General features: G+C 60.0%; 22 protein-coding genes. 10 read left to right on the top strand and 12 right to left on the bottom strand.

The features are described from left to right. Positions 1 to 290: 290 nt before the first annotated feature. Positions 291 to 1490, bottom strand: a complete 1200-nt coding sequence (gene tyrS, locus C6382_RS22650; protein WP_107026546.1) for a tyrosine--tRNA ligase — start codon at positions 1488 to 1490, stop codon at positions 291 to 293. A 209-nt stretch (positions 1491 to 1699) separates the two neighbouring features. Here tyrS and C6382_RS22640 point away from each other — a divergent pair, with 209 nt between their 5' ends. Beyond that, on the top strand, positions 1700 to 3124 hold the full coding sequence (locus C6382_RS22640) for a peptidoglycan DD-metalloendopeptidase family protein (RefSeq protein ID WP_107026545.1): 1425 nt from the start codon (positions 1700 to 1702) through the stop codon (positions 3122 to 3124). Positions 3125 to 3127: 3 nt separating this feature from the next. After that, positions 3128 to 4219 (top strand): anhydro-N-acetylmuramic acid kinase, encoded by a 1092-nt coding sequence (locus tag C6382_RS22635; protein ID WP_107026544.1) that lies wholly within the window; start codon positions 3128 to 3130, stop codon positions 4217 to 4219. 60 nt (positions 4220 to 4279) lie between these two features. On the opposite strand, the gene erpA is transcribed toward C6382_RS22635, so the two are convergent. Both erpA and argC read right to left on the bottom strand, forming a co-directional pair. Then, positions 4280 to 4630 carry an iron-sulfur cluster insertion protein ErpA gene (gene erpA / locus C6382_RS22630; protein ID WP_028942121.1) on the bottom strand — a complete coding sequence of 117 codons (351 nt, stop codon included), beginning with the start codon at positions 4628 to 4630 and terminating at the stop codon, positions 4280 to 4282. Positions 4631 to 4795: 165 nt separating this feature from the next. Next, complete coding sequence (argC, locus tag C6382_RS22625) at positions 4796 to 5830, bottom strand: N-acetyl-gamma-glutamyl-phosphate reductase (RefSeq protein WP_107026543.1); 1035 nt, start codon at positions 5828 to 5830, stop codon at positions 4796 to 4798. A gap of 142 nt (positions 5831 to 5972) precedes the next feature. On the opposite strand from argC, the gene hemJ reads away from it, so the two are divergent. The 7 genes from hemJ (at position 5973) to C6382_RS22590 (ending at position 10902) form a co-directional block, all read left to right on the top strand. Next, positions 5973 to 6398, top strand: a complete 426-nt coding sequence (gene hemJ / locus C6382_RS22620) for a protoporphyrinogen oxidase HemJ (RefSeq protein ID WP_107026542.1) — start codon at positions 5973 to 5975, stop codon at positions 6396 to 6398. Between the two features lie 33 nt (positions 6399 to 6431). After that, a complete protein-coding gene (locus tag C6382_RS22615) occupies positions 6432 to 7388 on the top strand; it encodes a nitronate monooxygenase family protein (RefSeq protein ID WP_107026541.1) in 957 nt (318 codons plus the stop codon). A 31-nt stretch (positions 7389 to 7419) separates the two neighbouring features. Next, positions 7420 to 7869, top strand: a complete 450-nt coding sequence (locus tag C6382_RS22610; protein WP_107026540.1) for a DUF805 domain-containing protein — start codon at positions 7420 to 7422, stop codon at positions 7867 to 7869. Positions 7870 to 7956: 87 nt separating this feature from the next. Beyond that, positions 7957 to 8730, top strand: a complete 774-nt coding sequence (locus tag C6382_RS22605; RefSeq protein WP_107026539.1) for an SDR family oxidoreductase — start codon at positions 7957 to 7959, stop codon at positions 8728 to 8730. Between the two features lie 71 nt (positions 8731 to 8801). After that, a complete protein-coding gene (locus C6382_RS22600) occupies positions 8802 to 9140 on the top strand; it encodes a histidine triad nucleotide-binding protein (protein WP_107026538.1) in 339 nt (112 codons plus the stop codon). Positions 9141 to 9205: 65 nt separating this feature from the next. After that, positions 9206 to 9853: a 2-polyprenyl-3-methyl-6-methoxy-1,4-benzoquinone monooxygenase gene (coq7, locus tag C6382_RS22595; protein WP_107026537.1), complete on the top strand. Its 648-nt coding sequence runs from the start codon at positions 9206 to 9208 to the stop codon at positions 9851 to 9853. An 8-nt stretch (positions 9854 to 9861) separates the two neighbouring features. Further along, a complete protein-coding gene (locus tag C6382_RS22590; RefSeq protein ID WP_107026536.1) occupies positions 9862 to 10902 on the top strand; it encodes a DUF2157 domain-containing protein in 1041 nt (346 codons plus the stop codon). Between the two features lie 78 nt (positions 10903 to 10980). Here the strand turns inward: C6382_RS22590 and C6382_RS22585 are convergent, their stop codons facing one another. Next, complete coding sequence (locus tag C6382_RS22585) at positions 10981 to 11403, bottom strand: OsmC family protein (protein ID WP_107026548.1); 423 nt, start codon at positions 11401 to 11403, stop codon at positions 10981 to 10983. A 189-nt stretch (positions 11404 to 11592) separates the two neighbouring features. Between C6382_RS22585 and crp the strand changes: the two genes are divergently transcribed. Next, positions 11593 to 12237 (top strand): cAMP-activated global transcriptional regulator CRP, encoded by a 645-nt coding sequence (gene crp / locus C6382_RS22580; protein WP_107026535.1) that lies wholly within the window; start codon positions 11593 to 11595, stop codon positions 12235 to 12237. On the opposite strand, the gene C6382_RS22575 is transcribed toward crp, so the two are convergent. From C6382_RS22575 to C6382_RS22540, 8 genes are all read right to left on the bottom strand, one after another. Beyond that, the gene (locus C6382_RS22575) at positions 12234 to 12938 is read right to left on the bottom strand and encodes a lipoate--protein ligase family protein (protein ID WP_107026534.1); all 705 of its coding nucleotides are present in this window, start codon (positions 12936 to 12938) and stop codon (positions 12234 to 12236) included. The genes crp and C6382_RS22575 overlap by 4 nt on opposite strands. A 53-nt stretch (positions 12939 to 12991) precedes the next feature. Beyond that, positions 12992 to 13828 (bottom strand): indole-3-glycerol phosphate synthase TrpC, encoded by an 837-nt coding sequence (gene trpC, locus C6382_RS22570; protein WP_107026533.1) that lies wholly within the window; start codon positions 13826 to 13828, stop codon positions 12992 to 12994. Beyond that, a complete protein-coding gene (gene trpD / locus C6382_RS22565) occupies positions 13825 to 14874 on the bottom strand; it encodes an anthranilate phosphoribosyltransferase (protein WP_107026532.1) in 1050 nt (349 codons plus the stop codon). Before trpD ends, trpC begins: the two co-directional genes overlap by 4 nt. A gap of 9 nt (positions 14875 to 14883) precedes the next feature. Continuing rightward, positions 14884 to 15477: an aminodeoxychorismate/anthranilate synthase component II gene (locus tag C6382_RS22560; protein ID WP_107026531.1), complete on the bottom strand. Its 594-nt coding sequence runs from the start codon at positions 15475 to 15477 to the stop codon at positions 14884 to 14886. A gap of 77 nt (positions 15478 to 15554) precedes the next feature. Next, entirely contained in the window at positions 15555 to 17036 is a 1482-nt protein-coding gene (gene trpE, locus C6382_RS22555; RefSeq protein ID WP_107026530.1) for an anthranilate synthase component I, read from the bottom strand. Between the two features lie 69 nt (positions 17037 to 17105). Next, the gene (locus C6382_RS22550) at positions 17106 to 17924 is read right to left on the bottom strand and encodes a phosphoglycolate phosphatase (RefSeq protein WP_107026529.1); all 819 of its coding nucleotides are present in this window, start codon (positions 17922 to 17924) and stop codon (positions 17106 to 17108) included. Next, positions 17921 to 18595 carry a ribulose-phosphate 3-epimerase gene (gene rpe / locus C6382_RS22545; protein ID WP_107026547.1) on the bottom strand — a complete coding sequence of 225 codons (675 nt, stop codon included), beginning with the start codon at positions 18593 to 18595 and terminating at the stop codon, positions 17921 to 17923. The genes C6382_RS22550 and rpe overlap by 4 nt, the downstream gene beginning before the upstream one ends. 160 nt (positions 18596 to 18755) lie before the next feature. Continuing rightward, the gene (locus C6382_RS22540; protein WP_107026528.1) at positions 18756 to 19583 is read right to left on the bottom strand and encodes an ABC transporter permease; all 828 of its coding nucleotides are present in this window, start codon (positions 19581 to 19583) and stop codon (positions 18756 to 18758) included.

Raw genomic sequence — 19583 nt, 5'->3', positions numbered from 1 at the left:
TTTCAGAATTTCTCTTTCAACTTCAAGCGCTTAACTCGCTGCGATCTCTCGTCAGCGGGAGGCGAATTCTACAGCGTTTCAATCCGCTGTCAACCACCTTTTTCACCGCTGCCGATCTTTCGATCGAGCCCTTCCGACACTACCTGGAACATCTAACTCGTTGAATTTCAAGGAGTTTTCCGTTCCGACTACGCCGGAAGTGGGGCGAATTATAGAGAGATTAAACGGGGCGTCAAGGGTTAATTTCAAAGTACCGCAAAACAACCTGCGCCCCACTCTATATAGATACGTTACTCAGCCTTCAAAGTAATACGCGCAAAGGCTTTCTTACCGGCCTGGCAAACATGAGTGGCGCCCAAGGCAAATACGAAACCACGATCAACCACTTCGCCATCAACCCGAACACTTCCAGCAGCAAGAAGATCGCGAGCGGCTGCCGAGTTCTTCACCAGTCCCGCCTTATTAAGGACAGCAGAGATTGGCATCTCCTCACTCGCCAGCACTTCGACGTCCGGCAGATCTTCCGGCAGCTCACCATCCTTCATACGGTTACCAGCACCACGGTGCGCATTCGCCGCTGCTTCTTCGCCATGGAAACGCGCAACGATCTCTTGCGCCAGCTTGATCTTGATGTCGCGCGGGTTAGCACCGGCAGCGACATCCGCACGGAACGCCTCGATTTCTTCCATCGAGCGGAAGCTCAGCAGCTCGAAGTAACGCCACATCAGCGTGTCAGGGATCGATACCAGCTTGCTGTACATCACGCCCGGCGCCTCCTGGATACCGACATAGTTACCCAGCGACTTGGACATCTTCTTGATGCCATCGAGACCTTCAAGCAGCGGCATGGTCACGATGCACTGCGCTTGCTGACCGTAGGAGCGCTGCAATTCACGCCCCATCAGCAGATTGAACTTCTGGTCGGTACCACCCAGCTCGACATCTGCCTTGAGCGCTACCGAGTCATAGCCCTGCACCAACGGGTAGAGGAACTCGTGAATGGCAATCGGCTGGTTGGCGGTGTAGCGCTTGTCAAAGTCGTCGCGCTCAAGCATGCGCGCCACGGTGTACTGCGAAGCCAGGCGAATGAAGTCAGCCGGTGTCAGCTTGTCCATCCAGGTGGAGTTGAACGCGACCTCGGTCTTGGCCGGGTCAAGAATCTTGAACACCTGCTGTTTATAGGTCTCGGCATTATCCAGGACCTGCTCGCGGGTCAGCGGTGGACGCGTGGCGCTCTTGCCGCTCGGATCACCAATCATGCCGGTGAAGTCGCCGATAAGGAATATCACCTGATGCCCCAGATCCTGGAACTGGCGCAGCTTGTTAATAAGGACGGTATGCCCCAGGTGCAGGTCGGGTGCGGTCGGATCAAAACCCGCCTTGATCCGCAGCGGCTGCCCGCGCTTGAGCTTCTCGACCAACTCGGACTCTACCAGTACCTCTTCCGCACCACGCTTGATCAGCGCTAGCTGCTCTTCAACCGACTTCATAACAGACCCGCAGGCTCAGATTCAAAGGGCCCCAACCATACAAGATCAGCCATCAATTACAAGTTTTTGCCCCGGATGTGACCCCGTAGCCGACTGATGACGTCTGCGCCCTTGCGCCAGAAGGGATTTGGTTATATTTTATACAGTTATTTCATCTTCATCATGTCATTCATCTTTTCCAATTCATCCATTTCAAAGTCAATTCATCTATGACCAACGAACCGCCTAAAGCGCCCCCGCTTTATCCGAAGAGCCATCTGTTGGCCGCCAGCGGCATCGCCGCCTTACTCAGTCTGGCCTTGCTGGTGTTTCCATCCAGCGAGGTAGAAGCCAAGAAAACCACCTTGAACCTCGAGCTGGAGAGCCCTGCCGAGCAGCTCAAGCAAGAACCGGACGCACCACTGGCGCAGAACGCAGAGGCATCCGCCGCCTCACCGTTTGCCCAGATCGACAACAGTCCTGCGCCCACCGAGGAGACCGCCAAGGTCGAGCCGGCTACAGCGCCATCTCCTGCCGCTGCAGCCAAGGATCCTGGCCATCGCGAAGTGACCGTGAGCCGTGGTGACACCCTGTCGACGCTGTTCGCCAAGGTCGGCCTGCCGGCGAGCGCCGTGCAAGAGGTACTGTCCAGTAACAAACAGGCAAAACAGTTCAGTCAGCTCAAGAGCGGCCAGGTGCTGCAGATCGAGCTGGACAAGGACGGTCAGTTGGCCAGCCTGCACAGCAAGGTCAGCAACCTGGAAACCATTCGCCTGACCAAAGGCGCAAACGGTTACGCCTTCAACCGTGAAGTCAGCAAACCAGTAGTACGCTCGGCCTACGCCCACGGCGTGATCAAGAGTTCGCTGTCGGCCTCTGGCCAGCGCGCCGGTCTGCCCCACAATCTGACCATGGATATGGCACGGATCTTCGGCTACGACATCGATTTCGCCCAGGATATCCGCCAGGGCGACGAATTTGATGTGATGTACGAGCAAAAGGTCATAGACGGCAAGGTGGTTGGCAACGGCAACATCCTTTCTGCCCGCTTCACCAACCGCGGCAAGACCTTCACCGCGGTTCGCTACACCAACAAGCAGGGTAATACCAATTACTACACCGCTGACGGCAACAGCATGCGCAAGGCCTTCATCCGTACCCCGGTTGATTTCGCCCGCATCAGCTCGCGCTTCTCGGCCGGTCGCAAGCACCCGATCCTCAACAAGATCCGCGCCCACAAGGGTGTTGATTACGCCGCACCACGTGGCACCCCGATCAAGGCTGCCGGTGATGGCAAGGTATTGCTCGCCGGACGTCGCGGCGGATACGGCAACACCGTAATCATCCAGCATGGTAATCGCTACCAGACCCTATACGGCCATATGCAGGGCTTCGCCAAGGGCGTGAAAACCGGCGGCACCGTCAAGCAGGGCCAGGTCATCGGCTACATCGGCACCACCGGCCTGTCCACCGGACCGCACCTGCACTATGAGTTCCAGGCCAATGGCGTTCACGTCGATCCGCTGGGGCAAAAGCTGCCAATGGCCGATCCGATCGCCAAGGCCGAGCGTCAACGCTTCCTGCAGCAGAGCCAACCACTGGTGGCGCGCATGAACCAGGAAAAAGCCACCATGCTCGCTTCCAACAAGCGCTAAGCAATGGCTCTTTATCTGGGGGTCATGTCCGGGACCAGCCTCGACGGCCTGGACATCGCCTTGATCGAACAGGAGCAGAGCACCCGCCTGCTCGCTACCCACTACATCCCCATGCCCGCCAGTCTGCGCCAGGACTTGCTGGACCTGTGCGCCAGCGGCCCGGATGAGATCGCCCGCGCCGCGTTGGCAGAAGCACAGTGGGTCACGCTGGCAGCTCAGGGTATTGAACACCTGCTGGCCGCCAGAAACCTCAAGCCGACCGATATCCGTGCCATTGGCAGCCATGGCCAGACCATTCGCCATGAGCCGGCGCGCGGTTTCACCGTGCAGATCGGCAATCCAGCTTTGCTCGCGGAGCTTAGCGGTATCTGTGTGGTCGGTGATTTTCGGCGCCGCGATGTTGCCGCTGGTGGCCAGGGCGCGCCGCTGGTCCCAGCCTTTCATGAGGCACTGTTCGAGCACCAGGGACAGCGTCTGGCAGTGCTCAACGTCGGCGGTTTCAGCAACCTCAGCCTGATCGAGCAGGACAAGCCGGTCAGTGGTTTCGATTGTGGCCCGGGCAACGTGCTGCTTGATGCCTGGATTCACCAGAAACAAGGCCGCAGCTACGACGCCGACGGCACCTGGGCCGCCAGCGGCCAGGTGCATAGCGGCCTGCTTGCCAGCCTGCTCAGCGACCCGTTCTTCGCCGGTACCGGCCCGAAAAGTACAGGCCGCGAAGTATTCAACCTGCCTTGGCTCATGCATCACTTGGCCACACAGCCGGCGATTGCCGATGCCGATGTCCAGGCAACGCTGCTTGAGCTCACCGCCCACAGCATTGTCAGCTCCTTGCAGACCGCCCAGGGAAATACCCAGGCACTGCTGGTCTGTGGTGGTGGCGCCCACAACGGCACACTGATGAGCCGCCTGGCCGCTCTGCTACCTCGCGCTCGTGTCAGTAGCACGGCAGCCCATGGCATTGACCCGGACTGGGTCGAAGCCATGGCCTTTGCCTGGCTCGCCCACTGCTGCCTGCAAGGCATCCCGGGTAACCGCCCTAGCGTCACGGGTGCCCGCGGCCTGCGGGTGCTTGGCGCGATTTACCCTGCCTGACCCGCACACAGCAAAACGCCGCGCATTAGCGCGGCGTTTGCGGTGCAACTTACCCTGCGATCAGATCGAGAACGACGAGCCGCAACCACAGGTGGTGCTGGCGTTCGGGTTCTTGATGACAAAGCGCGAGCCTTCCAGGCCTTCCTGGTAATCCACTTCGGCTCCTGCCAGGTACTGGAAGCTCATCGGATCGACCACCAGGGCCACCCCTTCGCGCTCGACGATGGTGTCGTCTTCAGCGACATCTTCATCAAAAGTAAAACCATATTGAAAACCCGAGCAACCGCCCCCGGTCACGAACACTCGCAACTTCAGGCGATCATTGCCTTCTTCATCGACCAGGGTCTTCACCTTGTGCGCTGCACCCTCAGTGAACTGCAATGCCACAGGGGTGAAGGATTCGACGCTCATGCTGACTATCTCCCGGCGCTATGCCGCCATAATGCGTGATGACGCGCATTATCCGCTTCTCCGAGAAAATCGGTCAAGAATACAAAAGCCGCAAGCGGTTAGCTGCAAGCTATAAGCAGATCACGCACGGCTTTAACTTGCAGCTTGTATCCTGCCGCTTGAGGTTTAGGGCAGCAGGCCCGCGTGAGCAAGGCCCATGCGCTCATCCAGCCCGAAGAGGATGTTGAGGTTCTGTACCGCCTGGCCCGACGCGCCCTTGACCAGGTTGTCGATGACTGACAGCACGACAACCAGGTCACCGCCCTGCGGCCGGTGCACGGCGATACGGCAGACGTTGGCACCGCGCACGCTGCGGGTTTCCGGGTGGCTGCCGGCTGGCATCACGTCGACGAACGGTTCATCGGCATAGCGTTTTTCGAACAGCGCCTGCAGGTCAACCGAGGTGTCAGCAACCGTTGCGTACAGGGTGGAATGAATGCCACGGATCATCGGCGTCAGGTGCGGAACGAAGGTCAGACCGACATCACTTCCTGCTGCCCGGCGCAGGCCCTGGGTAATCTCTGGCAGGTGCCGGTGTCCTTTGACCGCATAGGCTTTCATGCTTTCGCCAGCTTCGCAAAACAGCGAACCAACAGACGCGCCACGACCCGCACCGCTAACGCCCGACTTACAGTCGGCAATCAAGCGCGAGGTGTCGGCGATTCCAGCCTCCAGCAGTGGCAGGAAGCCCAACTGGGTGGCAGTCGGGTAGCAGCCCGGCACGGCGATCAGGCGAGCCTGGCGAATCTGTTCGCGGTTAACCTCTGGCAGGCCGTAGACCGCGTCCTTGAGCAACTCTGGTGCGCCATGGGGCTGGCCGTACCACTTGGCCCACTCATCGGCATCCTGCAGACGGAAGTCAGCAGACAGGTCGATGACCTTGGTGCCTGCCGCCAACAGTTCGCCAGCCAGGGCATGGGCAACACCGTGAGGGGTAGCGAAGAACACCACGTCACAGGCCGCCAGGGTTTTCACGTCCGGCACGCTGAACGCCAGGCCGTCGTAATGGCCGCGCAGGTTCGGGTACATATCGGCAACCGCCAGGCCGGCTTCGGAGCGTGAAGTGATGACCGCTACCTCAGCCTGTGGATGCTGTGCCAACAGACGCAGCAGCTCGACCCCGGTGTAACCCGTGCCGCCAACGATACCGACCTTGACCATAACGCGTGCCCCTTATCAACGAACCTACAGGAAAGCCCACGATAATAGGGGGCCTGAAACACACCCACAACTGTTGAGATGGCCCGCCAGGCGCCTAGCCACTACTATCTGACGACCGTGAACCCCGAAGGAACTCAACTCCATGCTTTTTCTCTGGATCAAAGCGCTGCATATCGTCAGCGTAGTCTGCTGGTTTGCCGGGCTGTTCTACCTGCCCCGCTTGTTTGTCTACCACGCACAAAGCCAGGACAGTATCAGCCAGGAACGCTTCGTGACCATGGAGCGCAAGTTGTATCGCGGCATCATGCTCCCGTCGATGATTGCTACTCTGGCCTTCGGTATCTGGCTGATGAGCCTGACCCCGGGCTTTCTCAATCAGGGCTGGATGCACGCCAAGCTCACCCTGGTGATCCTGCTGATCGGCTACCACCATATGTGCGGCGCCCAGCTCAAGCGCTTCGCCCGCGGTGAAAACACCCGCAGCCATGTGTTCTACCGCTGGTTCAACGAAGTGCCGGTGCTGATCCTGCTGGCCGTGGTCATTCTGGTGGTGGTCAAACCGTTCTAACCTAAACCCTTACTCAGCCTCGGGATGCCCGCCATGTCATTGCCTGCCCTGCTCGAACAACGCTTGCGTCTGCCGGTGGTTGCGGCACCGATGTTTCTGATCTCCAACCCGCAACTGGTTTTGGCCTGTTGCGCCAACGGGATCGTCGGCAGCTTCCCGGCGCTGAACCAGCGTGACAGTAGCGGCTTCAAAGCCTGGCTTGAGGAAATCGAGACAGGTCTGGCCGCTGTGGACAAACCTGCGCCCTACGCGGTCAACCTGATCGTGCACCAGAGCAATCCGCGTCTGCAGGCAGATCTGGCACTGTGCGTCGAACACAAGGTACCGATCGTCATCACCAGCCTTGGGGCGGTGCAGGAGCTGGTCGATGCCGTGCACAGTTATGGCGGCCTGGTGTTCCATGACGTAACCACCCGACGGCATGCCGAGAAAGCGGCTCAAGCAGGGGTCGATGGTTTGATCGCCGTTGCGGCAGGCGCCGGCGGCCATGCCGGCACCTGGAGCCCATTTGCGCTGATTGCCGAGATTCGCCAGTTCTTCGACAAGACATTATTACTGGCGGGTTGCATCAACCGCGGCCATGAAATTCTCGCCGCACAGCTTCTCGGCGCAGACTTGGCCTACCTGGGCACCCGATTTATCGCCACCCACGAAAGCCAAGCCCCAGGCCCTTACAAAGAAATGATGCTAGAGGCCAAGGCTGCCGATATCATCCACACCGCTGCGGTTTCCGGGGTGCCTGCCAGCTTCATGCGCCAGAGCCTGGAAAACGCCGGTTTCGACATGACCGCCCTGCGCAGCCACACCGAAACCAAACTCAAACCCATTAGTGATGAGGCCAAGGCCTGGAAGACCGTATGGTCGGCAGGGCAAGGCGTCGGCGCCATCGACAAGCTGTGCGCTGTCGAGCAACTGATTAACTGTCTTGACACTGAATATCGCCAGGCACAAGCCTCGGCCAAAGCCCTGAGCCAGCACTGGCCGGGTTGACCGATGAATTACGAAGGCAAAGGAAGCCCGTATGAATACCACCTTGGTCTCTGCAGACTCGAGCAAGCCAAAGTTCATGAGCACGAAGGGGCGAATAGGCCGAGTGCGCCTGCTGGCCTGGAGTCTGGCGCTGGCTGTAGCAACGATCAGTGGCCTGGTTGTACTGAGCGGGGTGTACAGCGCAATGCCGTCGATTCTGGTCGGCCGACTGGTCATCGCTGGTTTGCTCATCGTCCAGATCCTGACCATGCTACCTGTCATCCAGCGCCTTCACGACCTGAACTGGAGCGGCTGGTTTTGCTGGCTGGGATTGATACCCTGGATAGGCTTGGTCTTTGTCTTGATCTTGGTACTGATGCCAGGTAGTCGCGCAGACAACCGCTTTGGCCCAGTACCAATGCCCAACAGTACCCTCGAGGGGATTCTGGCCTGCCTATGGCCGCTACTGATCCTGAGCTTTATCGGTATCGCCGCGCTCTAAACCGGAATCTAGGGCCCGCCTGCAGCGCTCGGGCTACCGTACCTGTAAACTGGGGGCTTTAGCCGCCCTTTCCGATTGGAGAACTGCATGACCCGTTACGCCATGATCACTGGTGCCTCCAGTGGCCTGGGCCTGGCACTGGCCGAGGCGCTGGCACGTCGGGGACGCAATCTGATCCTGGTGGCCCGCCAGCGTGACCCACTGGAAAGCATCGCCATCGAGCTGACCCAGCGTTTTGGCGTCGAAGTGCTGTTTCGCGCCTGCGATCTGGGCGAACCACTGCGCCTGTCCGGTTTCCTGCTGGAACTTGAGGAAAGCGAGCGCCACATCGACCTGCTGGTCAACTGCGCCGGCATTCGCTCCTACGGACCGTTCCTGGCCCAGGAATGGGGCGACGAGCAGGACCTGATCGAAGTGAACATCCTCGCCCTGACCCGACTTTGCCATGCGCTGGGTAACGCCATGGCGGTTCAGGGCGGCGGGCAAATTCTCAATGTCGCGTCTGTTGCAGCCTTTGCTCCCGGACCGTGGATGAGCAGCTATGCGGCCAGCAAAGCCTACGTGCTGAGCTTTTCCGAAGGTTTGCGCGAAGAGCTCAAACGCACCGGCATCAAGGTTTCGGTACTCTGCCCGGGCCCGGTCCGCTCGCCGTTGCGACGCATCCCGCGCCTGGAAAAGGGCCAACACTGCCTAAGCCCCGAGGAAGTCGCCCTGTACACCGTCCGCGCCCTGGACAAGAACCGTGCGCTGATCATTCCCGGTCGGCACAACCGCTGGCTGGCATTCAGCCCGCGCCTGCTGTCGCGCTGGATGACCCGCAAGCTGGCGGGTGCCATCAATCAAGCCTATTGCCCGCGCTGACTGCGCGGGGCTGGGCGTCGATACCCAGCCTGAGTACACTCAGGCCCGATCCCTCACATGGAGCAACCGTAGTGGAAACTCTGTTCACCAAGATCATCAACCGGGAAATCCCGGCCAAGATCATCTACGAGGACGACCAGGTTCTGGCCTTCCACGATATCGCCCCACAGGCGCCGGTGCATTTTCTGGTCATCCCGAAGAAGCCTATCCGCACGCTCAACGATCTGACCGAAGACGACAAGGGCCTGGCTGGACACATCCTGTTCACTGCCCAGCGGCTGGCCAGGGAGCTGGGCTGTGAAGACGGGTTCCGCGTAGTCATGAACTGCAATGAACTGGGCGGCCAGACGGTCTACCACATCCACATGCACGTACTGGGTCAGCGTCAGATGCACTGGCCGCCGGGCTGATCCAGGGCAAGCCCGATCATCTCGATTGCGGTAAACTGTCGGGCACATTCTTGCGGAGGTGCCCGATGGCTACCGAACGTCACTATTCGCCGCTCGACCGCTTGTTGCTGCAGGCCGACACCGCCATGCGCACCTTGCTGCCCTTCAGCGGCCAACCTTCCCGCCCGTCGCCGGCCATCATCCAGCCGGATGTGACCCTGGACGACACCCAGACCCGCCACGTGGCCGGACTGATGCGTATCAACCATACCGGTGAAGTCTGCGCACAAGCGCTATACCAAGGCCAAGCCCTGACCGCCAAGCTGCCACAAGTACGCAAGGCTATGGAGCACGCGGCCGAAGAAGAGATTGATCACCTGGCCTGGTGCGAACAGCGTATCCGCCAGCTCGGCAGTCACCCAAGCGTACTCAACCCACTGTTCTACGGTATGTCATTCGGCATCGGTGCACTGGCCGGCCTGGTCAGCGACAAGGTCAGCCTGGGGTTTGTTGCCGCCACCGAGCATCAGGTGTGCAAGCACCTGGACGAGCACCTGGAGCAGATTCCGAGTGAAGATGAAAAATCCCGGGCCATCCTTGAGCAGATGCGCGTCGACGAAGAACAGCACGCCGAATCGGCCCTGGAGGCTGGCGGCTTGCGCTTCCCTGCCCCAGTACGTTTTGGCATGAGCCTGATGGCCAAGGTCATGACCAAAAGCACCTACCGTATCTAGGACATGCCATGACGGAACGCTTCGATGCCAAGGACCTGGCCCGCGCGGTAAGCGCAGGCGTTCTGAACCCGGGCCAGGATCAGGCCCTGCTTGAATTTCTCAAGCGCCAACCGAGCACGCAGGCCAGCTTCCAATTGGCTCATGTAGCATTCTACCTCGGCGCACTGCTGATCATGGCCGCCATGGGCTGGCTGCTCAACGAGGCCTGGATGCGTATCGGCGACAGTGCTTTGCTGCTTATCGCCGTGGTCTACATTGCCGTTTTGACCCTGGGCGGGTTGTTCATGCAACGCCGCGGCCAGATCATCCCCGCCGGTGTGCTCGGCGCGGTTGCCGTCAGTATTGTGCCTCTGGCGGTGTTCGCAGTGGAGCGGCTCACCGGTTTCTGGCCGCTTGACGACACCCAGACCGGCTACCACAACTACTACACCTATGTGCAGGGTGGCTGGCTGCTGATGGAAGCGGCAACGGTTGTCGCCGGCTTGCTGATGCTGCGGGTGATCCCCTTCCCTTTTATCGTCATGCCGATCGCCTTGGCCCTGTGGTTCATGTCCATGGACCTGAGCGAATGGTTCTACGGCCATACCTTCAACTGGGAACAGCGCCTTGCCGTGTCGTTGTGGTTCGGCCTGGTGGTGCTGGCTATATTCCTGGTGGTCGATGGCCGCACCCGCCAGGACTTTGCCTTCTGGGGATACCTTGCTGGTCTTCTGGCCTTCTGGCTGGGGTTGAGCCTGATGGAAAGCGACAGCCAGCTGGGCAAAGCCCTGTACTGCCTGATCAACCTCGGCCTGATGGGGTTGGCGGTATTGTTGCGCAGACCGATGTTCATGGTCTTCGGGGCCATGGGCGTGGCAGCGTATCTAGGGTATCTGTCCTACGAAGTGTTTGCCGATTCCCTACTGTTCCCGCTGGTACTGACCTTGATCGGCCTGGGCGTGATCGGCCTGGGTGTGCTTTATCAGAAGCATCGCGAAGATTTGAGTGCACGCTTTCGAGCGCAACTGCCCAGTGGCCTGCAGAAGTGGCTACCAGGACTGCGCCGCTGAGGTTGCTGCAGAGCAGATCGCGGGGCAAGGCCCGCTCCTGCAGTGGGGTTACTCTTCTGCAGGAGCGATGGCTGTAGATCAGCCGAGCTCAACAACCTCATAGCTATGGGTGATTTCAACCCCAGCCCGCCCGAGCATGATCGACGCCGAGCAATATTTTTCCGCCGACAGCTCTACTGCGCGCTTCACTTGAACGTCCTTGAGCCCACGGCCCTTGACCACGAAGTTCAGGTGAATCTTGGTGAACACCTTCGGATCTTCGCTGGCGCGTTCGGCTTCAAGGAAGGCTTCGCAGCTTTCCACTGCCTGACGGGATTTTTTCAGGATGCTGACCACGTCGAAGTTGCTGCAGCCACCCAGGCCCAGCAAGAGCATTTCCATAGGCCGTACACCCAGGTTACGCCCGCCGGCCTCGGGTGGACCGTCCATGACCACGACATGGCCACTGCCCGATTCGCCGAGAAACATGGCTTCACCTGCCCACTGGATACGCGCCTTCATCATCCGGACTCCCTTGCTTGAAAAAGGCTGCCAGCTTAGACCCAGATGCGCTGACGGAAAAGCTCAAGCGTGCAAGTAAATCTGCCGATACAACGACAAGTGTCTGATAAGCTGACGCCAAATCACTGGCACGTTGCGCCAGACTACCTATAAAAGTGTACAGGCGTTGCCACTTACCGGGATTCAGCCATGGTTGCCTCAGCCCTTCCAGCCAAGATCAAAAACATCGACAAGCTGCTTGCTCATTGCCAGCGGCGCCGATTTGCAGCCAAGAGCAATATCATGTGTGCCGGTGATAAAGCCGATAGCCTGTCATTCATCGTCAAAGGCTCAGTGACGATCCTGATCGAGGACGACGATGGTCATGAGATGATCATTGCCTACCTCAACAGCGGTGATTTTTTTGGCGAGCTGGGCCTGTTCGAACCTGCTGGACAGGAACAGCAGCGTAGTGCCTGGGTACGGGCAAAGAGCGAATGTGAAGTCGCGGAAATCAGCTATGAGAAATTTCGCGAGCTGGCTCGTCAGGACCCTGACATTCTCTATGCCTTGGGCAGCCAGATGGCCCAGCGCCTGCGTAACACTACGCGTAAGGTCGGTGACCTGGCATTTTTCGATGTTACCGGACGCGTTGCACGCTGCTTGCTGGAACTGTGCAAGCAACCGGATGCGATGACCCACCCCGACGGCATGCAGATCAAGATCACCCGTCAGGAGATCGGTCGTATCGTCGGTTGTTCACGGGAGATGGTCGGCCGCGTTCTCAAGGATCTTGAGGAACGCAGCCTGGTACACGTCAAAGGCAAGACCATGGTGGTCTTCGGCACCCGCTAGTCGCTGGCGATACGCTCGATCACTTCAGCGTAAGCCTGGCCAAGACGCTCGAGTAAAGGCGCCTTAGGCACCACCTCGTGCAGGGCGATATGGCTGTCGGCCAGACAGCGCTGCTCCAGCTCGCAACATTCGTTGAAGCGGTTGACCGCCGCCACCATCGATTCTCGCTCGTTGTCCACCAGCAGCGCACCGTGAACCAGCACGACCGGACGCTTACCACCCAGGCCCTGGCGCCAGCGCTGGGCGGTGCCCACCAATTTGCGGCCATTGAGATTGACGTTGTAGCGACCGTCACAGAACGCCCCTTCGATTTCGCCTACCGAGGCCAGCCCGCCCCACTCACGCAACACATCACACAAAGGCAGGCACAGACGTTCGTAGGCGTTTTCGATGCGTCCATGATCGCCTTCGCTACGCGGTGCCACATAGATAAGGGCAATGTTGATCACCGCTGGCGATTGCGGCACCGGTTCACCGCCTGTTTCTCGCAACAAAACCGGCCAGCCGGCAATCGCAAGCTCAGCACAGGCCGCCTCGAAACCCTCCAGGCGACTCATGCGTCGCGGCATGACCAATGCCCGATCGCTCGGCCGCCAGAACAACAAGCCATAATCCTTTTCACCCTTGCACACCGCCGCCAGCAGATCCTGTTCGGCATGCAGGCCGGCCTCGACAGTCACATCCAGTAGTTGCTCAGTCATCGCGAAAACCTTGTAGGTACAAAAAAGCCGGCAATGCCGGCTTCAGCGTCGAATCAGTCCAGGCCTGGCACCAGATTCTGCACCGTGCGCTCAGGGAAGAACAGACGCTGCAACTCCAGCCCCGGGTGCTCAGCGCGCATGAAGGCTTCACCGACCAGGAACGAATAGACCTCGTTGATTTCCATCAACTCGACATCCGCGCGATTGAGAATACCGCTCTCGGTGATCGCCAGGCGGTCGCGAGGAATCCGCGGCAACAGGTCGAGGGTGGTTTCCAGGCTGACCTCGAAGGTATGCAGGTTGCGGTTGTTGACGCCGACCAGCGGGGTGTCGAGGGTTTTCAGCGCCCGCTCCAGCTCATCGCCGTCGTGCACTTCAACCAGCACATCCAGGCCGACGCTTTTCGCTGTGGCAGCCAACTCGGCCATCTTCACATCATCCAGCGCCGAAACGATCAACAGCACACAGTCGGCGCCCAACGCGCGCGCTTCAACGATCTGATATGGATCGATCATGAAGTCCTTGCGGATCACCGGCAGCTTGCACGCCGCGCGAGCTTGCTGCAGGTAGATATCGGCGCCCTGGAAATAATCGACGTCGGTGAGTACCGACAGGCAGGTCGCGCCACCTTTCTCGTAGCTGACAGCGATCTCGGCCGGCACGAAGTTCTCGCGGATCACACCTTTGCTCGGCGAAGCCTTCTTGATCTCGGCAATAACCGCCGGCTGCCTGCGCTTGGCCTGCTCGATCAGCGCCTTGGCAAACCCGCGTGGCGCATCGGCGGCGGCAGCCAGGCGCTCAAGTTCGGCGAGGCTGACTCGGGCACTGCGCTCGGCAACTTCCTGAACCTTGCGCGCCAGAATGTTTTCCAGAACCGTCGATACACTCATCCTTCATTCTCCAGCTTGAATACGGCGGTGAAAGCGCCCAGCTCTTCGAGTTTTTCCCGGGCAAGGCCGGTGTGCAGTGCGTCGTGGGCAAGCTCGACACCTTGCTTGAGACTCATGGCATGGTCAGCGGCATACAGTGCGGCACCGGCATTGAGCACGATCATTTCCGCAGCCTTCTGGCCATTCTCGGTCTTGCGCCTTCCTAAGGCATCGCGGATCAATTCCAGAGACTTTTCCGGACTCTCGACCGCCAGGCCATGCAGGCTCTGGCTCTTCATGCCGAGGTCTTCGGGCTCGACCCAGTACTCGGTGATCTGGTCATTTTTCAGCTCGGCAACGAAGGTCGGCGCCGCCAGGCTGAACTCGTCCAGCCCGTCCTTGGAGTGCACCACCAGCACATGCTTGCTGCCCAGGCGCTGCAGTACTTCAGCCAATGGCCGGCAGAGGGCTTGAGTGAAGACACCCACCACCTGGTGCTTTACACCGGCCGGATTCGTAAGCGGGCCGAGCATGTTGAACAGTGTACGCAGCCCCAGGTCGCGACGCGGAGCGGCGGCAAACTTCATGGCCTTGTGATGCGTCTGGGCAAACATGAAGCCGATGCCGACACTGTCGATGCAACGGGCAACCTGCACGGGCGTCAGGTTCAGGTAGATGCCGGCAGCTTCGAGCAGGTCGGCACTGCCGCTCTTGCCCGAGACCGCACGGTTGCCGTGTTTGGCCACGGTGCAACCGGCGGCGGCTACAACGAAGGCCGAAGCGGTGGAAACGTTGAAGATGTTTGCGCCATCACCGCCCGTGCCGACCACATCGACTACCTGATCAAGCGTATTGAGCTCGACCTTATCGGCCAACTCGCGCATCACCGAGACTGCGCCGACGATTTCGTCGATGCTTTCGCTCTTCATGCGCATACCCATCATGAAGGCACCGATCTGCGCTTCACTGCACTGACCGGTCATGATCTCGCGCATCACATCGCGCATTTCTTCGGTGCTCAGGTCCAGGTGGCCGACGATGCGGCTGAGCGCGCTCTTGATATCCATGATCGATCCTTAGCGGCGGCCGCCGGTCTGTTTGAGGAAGTTGGCGAACAGCTCGTGGCCCTGCTCGGTGAGAATCGACTCGGGGTGGAACTGCACCCCTTCTATATTCAGGGTCTTGTGCCGCAGGCCCATGATCTCGTCGACCGAACCGTCTTCAAGGGCAGTCCAGGCCGTCACTTCCAGGCACTCGGGCAAGGTTTCACGCTTGACCACCAGCGAGTGGTAGCGGGTCACGGTCAGCGGGTTGTTCAAGCCAGTGAATACGCCCAGGTCCTTGTGCAAAACCGGGCTGGTCTTGCCGTGCATTACCTGGCGGGCACGCACGACATCGCCGCCAAAGGCCTGGCCAATGGACTGGTGCCCCAGGCAGACACCGAGAATCGGCAGCTTGCCGGCAAAGTGCAAAATGGCATCGATGGAAACGCCGGCCTCGGTCGGGGTGCACGGGCCAGGGGAAACCACAATGCGCTCGGGGTTCAGCGCTTCGATCTGGGCGATGGTCAGTTCGTCATTGCGAATGACTTTGACCTCTGCACCCAGCTCGCCGAGGTACTGCACGACGTTGTAGGTGAAGGAGTCGTAGTTGTCGATCATCAGTAGCATCTGGGTTCAACCTCTAGAATCAAGTTCGCCGAGTGGACAGGCGCAAGACGGCGCGCTGCGGGCGCCGTGGGTTTCGATCAGCTGCGTGGCGTCTGTTCGGCCAGCGCCACCGCCCGGAACATCGCCCGGCGTTTGTTGATGGTTTCTTCCCATTCCAGTGCAGGCACCGAATCGGCGACGATACCGCCACCGGCCTGTACATGCAGCTCGCCATCCTTGATGACCGCTGTACGGATCGCGATGGCGGTGTCCATGTTGCCGTTCCAGGCAAAGTAACCGACCGCACCACCGTAGACTCCGCGCTTGACCGGCTCAAGCTCATCGATGATTTCCATCGCGCGGATCTTCGGTGCCCCGGACAAGGTCCCGGCGGGCAGGATGGCGCGCAACGCATCCATGGCGCTGAGGCCTTCTTTCAGCTCACCGGTGACGTTGGAAACGATGTGCATGACGTTGGAGTAACGCTCGATCACCATCTTCTCGGTGACCTTGACCGTACCGGTCGCCGACACCCGACCGGCGTCGTTGCGGCCCAGGTCGATGAGCATCAGGTGCTCGGCGATTTCCTTGTCATCGGACAGCAGATCTTCTTCCAGCGCACGATCGGCCTCTTCGCTGGCGCCACGTGGACGCGTGCCGGCGATCGGGCGTACGGTGACCAGGTTGTCTTCGACCCGTACCAGCACCTCCGGCGAGCTGCCCACCACGTGGAAATCGCCAAAGTTGAAGAAGTACATGTACGGCGTCGGGTTAAAGCAACGCAACGCCCGGTACAGGTCGATAGGCGCGGCCTTGAAGTCGATCGACATACGCTGCGACGGCACTACCTGCATGCAGTCGCCGGCGAGGATGTATTCCTTGATGGTATCGACCGCACGCTCGTAATCGCTCTGGGTGAAACTGGAGCGGAAGGCCGGCTCGGCGGCTTGCGGGCCACCCAATTCCAGGCCACGACGCGGGGTGATCGGCTGACGCAGTTGTTCAAGCAGGTCTTCCAGGCGTGCCAGGCCGTTTTCGTAGGCCTGCTCCTGAGCCGGATCGACCAGTACGATGGCGTGCATCTTGCCCGCCAGGTTATCGAACACCACCACAGCGTCGGACACCATCAGCAGTATATCCGGCACGCCCAGCGGATCAGGGTTTGGACACTTGCCAAGACGCTTCTCGACATAGCGCACGCAGTCATAGCCGAAGTAGCCCACCAGGCCGCCGTTGAAACGCGGCAAACCGGCAATACTCGGGACGTTGTAACGCGCTTTGAAGGACTCGACGAAGGTCAGCGGATCTTCCACGTCGTGACGTTCGATTTCGACATCGTCATGGGTGATTCGCACCTGATGGTCATGCACTCGCAGCACGGTGCGGCACGGCAGACCAATGATCGAGTAACGCCCCCACTTCTCGCCGCCCTGCACAGACTCAAGCAGGTAGGAGTTGGGCTGATCGGCCAGTTTCAGGTAGATCGACAGCGGTGTGTCGAAGTCGGCCAGCGTCTCGCAGGCCAGGGGAATACGGTTGTAGCCGGCAGCGGCCAGGCGCAGGAATTCTTCGCGGGTCATGATAGCCTCGTGGCAAGCAGCAAATGGGTCAGACAGGCAAACGGGCCGGCAACGGCCGGCAGCGAACAGTCAGGCGCGCCAACGCCAACGGGCCAGGGCCTTGATGACTTTCATCCAGAGTTTGCCGGTAACCGCCACGATGGAATCTCGATCTTTGGGGGAATGAACGTCAGCCAACGTTATCCCAGTGGCCGCATCTAAGCAACCGGGCAACAGCGCACGCAGGTCATCAATCACCAGGCATGGGCCTTCTTCGCTGATCGGCCGTCCGTGATTGTAGCCATAGCTCAAGCCGACGCACTTGACCCCGGCTGCTTTGGCCGCCAGCACATCGCTGCGCGAGTCGCCGACGAACAAGGCGGCTTCAGCCGAGACATTGGCCATTTTCATGACGAACAGCAATGCTGCCGGATCGGGTTTTTTCTGCGGCAGGGTGTCGCCGCCGATGATCCAGCGGAAATAACGACCGATCTTCATCTGGTCGAGCAACGGCGCGACAAAGCGCTCCGGCTTGTTGGTGATCAGGGCCATTTCCACGCCCTGTTTGTGCAACCACTTGAGCGTGTCGCGCACGCCGGGGTACACCACGGTCAACTGGTGGTTGTCGGCATAGGCCTGCATGAACAGCTCCAGGCCCCTCTCTGCCTCGTCTTCATCGACGCAGGCATGATCCAGGCCACCGGCCAGAGCCCGGCGCACCAGCACCGGCGCACCATTACCGACCCAGTGGCGCACCGCCTCAAGGCCTGCGGGCTTGCGCCCCATTTCGAGCAGCATGTTATCCACCGCCGCTGCCAGGTCCGGTACCGAATCGATCAGGGTACCGTCCAGATCAAACATCACCAGTTTGGGCAGTGCGCCGGGGAACAGCTGCTCGAAGCCACTCATGCGCGGGCCAAAGCCAGTTCGGCACGCATCTTGGCAATCACTTCCTGGTAGTTCGGGGTGTTGAAGATCGCCGAACCGGCCACAAAGGTATCGGCACCGGCGGCAGCGATCTCGCGAATGTTGTTCACGTTCACCCCACCGTCGATTTCCAGGCGAATATCACGGCCGCTGGCATCGATCAGCGCACGGGCTTCGCGCAGCTTGTCGAGGGTGCCGGGAATGAATTTCTGACCGCCAAAGCCTGGGTTGACGCTCATCAGCAGGATCATGTCGACCTTGTCCATCACGTACTTGAGGGTGTCGAGCGGAGTTGCCGGATTGAACACCAGGCCGGCCTTGCAACCACCGTCACGAATCAACTGTAGTGAACGATCGATGTGCAGGGTGGCTTCCGGATGGAAGGTAATGTAGCTGGCGCCTGCTTCGATGAAGTCGCCGATGATGCGGTCGACCGGGCTGACCATCAGGTGCACATCGATCGGCGCAGTAATGCCGTACTTGCGCAGTGCGGTGCAGACCATCGGGCCAATGGTCAGGTTCGGCACGTAGTGGTTGTCCATTACGTCAAAGTGAACAATGTCGGCACCAGCGGCCAACACATTGTCGACCTCCTCGCCCAGGCGGGCGAAATCGGCAGAAAGAATCGAGGGGGCAATAGCGTAGGGCTGCATGGCGCACCTGTAGGGCAGAATCACGGTGGCGCGCATTGTACCTCAGGGAACCGAACTGAGGCTGACTGGTATCAAAGTGCTCGACGGATGTCGCAATCGCGGGGCAAGCCCCACAGGTCCAGCAAAATCCCTGTGGGGGCGGGCTTGCCCCGCGATGAATTCAACCCGGCTGCTGGGTCCGCAGTTTCTCGCTACGCCCGCGCAACCACTCCAGGGTCAGCAACAGCACCACCGAAAAGGCGATCAGCAAGGTTGCCGCCGCGGCGATGGTCGGGCTGAGGTTCTCGCGGATACCGCTGAACATCTGCCGAGGCAAGGTCGCCTGCTCTGGACCGGCGAGGAACAGGGTCACCACCACCTCGTCGAACGAGGTGGCAAAGGCAAACAGAGCGCCGGAAATCACCCCTGGGGCAATCAGCGGCAAGGTCACCCGGCGGAAGGCAGTCAGCGGCGAAGCACCCAGGCTGGCTGCCGCACGCACCAGATTGTAGTTAAAGCCCTGCAGTGTCGCCGACACAGTGATGATGACGAACGGCACCCCCAACACCGCATGCACCAGTATCAGCGAAATGAAGCTGTTACCCATGCCCAGCGGCGCGAAGAACAGGTAGCTGGCGACACCGATGATCACCACCGGCACCACCATCGGCGAAATCACCAGGGCCATGATCAGCGCCTTGCCGGGGAAGTCACCGCGGGTCAGGCCGATCGAAGCCAGGGTACCGAACACCATGGCCAGCACAGTTGCCGCCGGGGCGACGATGATGCTGTTCTTCAATGCCCGCATCCACTCGGCCGAGGCGAAGAAGTCGTGATACCACTGCAATGAAAAGCCTTGCAGCGGATAGACCAGGAAGCTGCCGGAGTTGAACGACAATGGAATGATCACCAGTACCGGCAACACCAGGAACAACAGGATCAGCCCGCAGAGGATGCGCAAACTGTAGAACCAGACCCGCTCGACGGGCGACATGTAAGGGCTCAGCAT

Source organism: Pseudomonas sp. BBP2017 (assembly GCF_003024385.1).
GTDB lineage: Bacteria > Pseudomonadota > Gammaproteobacteria > Pseudomonadales > Pseudomonadaceae > Aquipseudomonas.
Note: the sequence above shows the minus strand (reverse complement) of the source record. Positions and strands in the feature narration are given on the sequence as shown.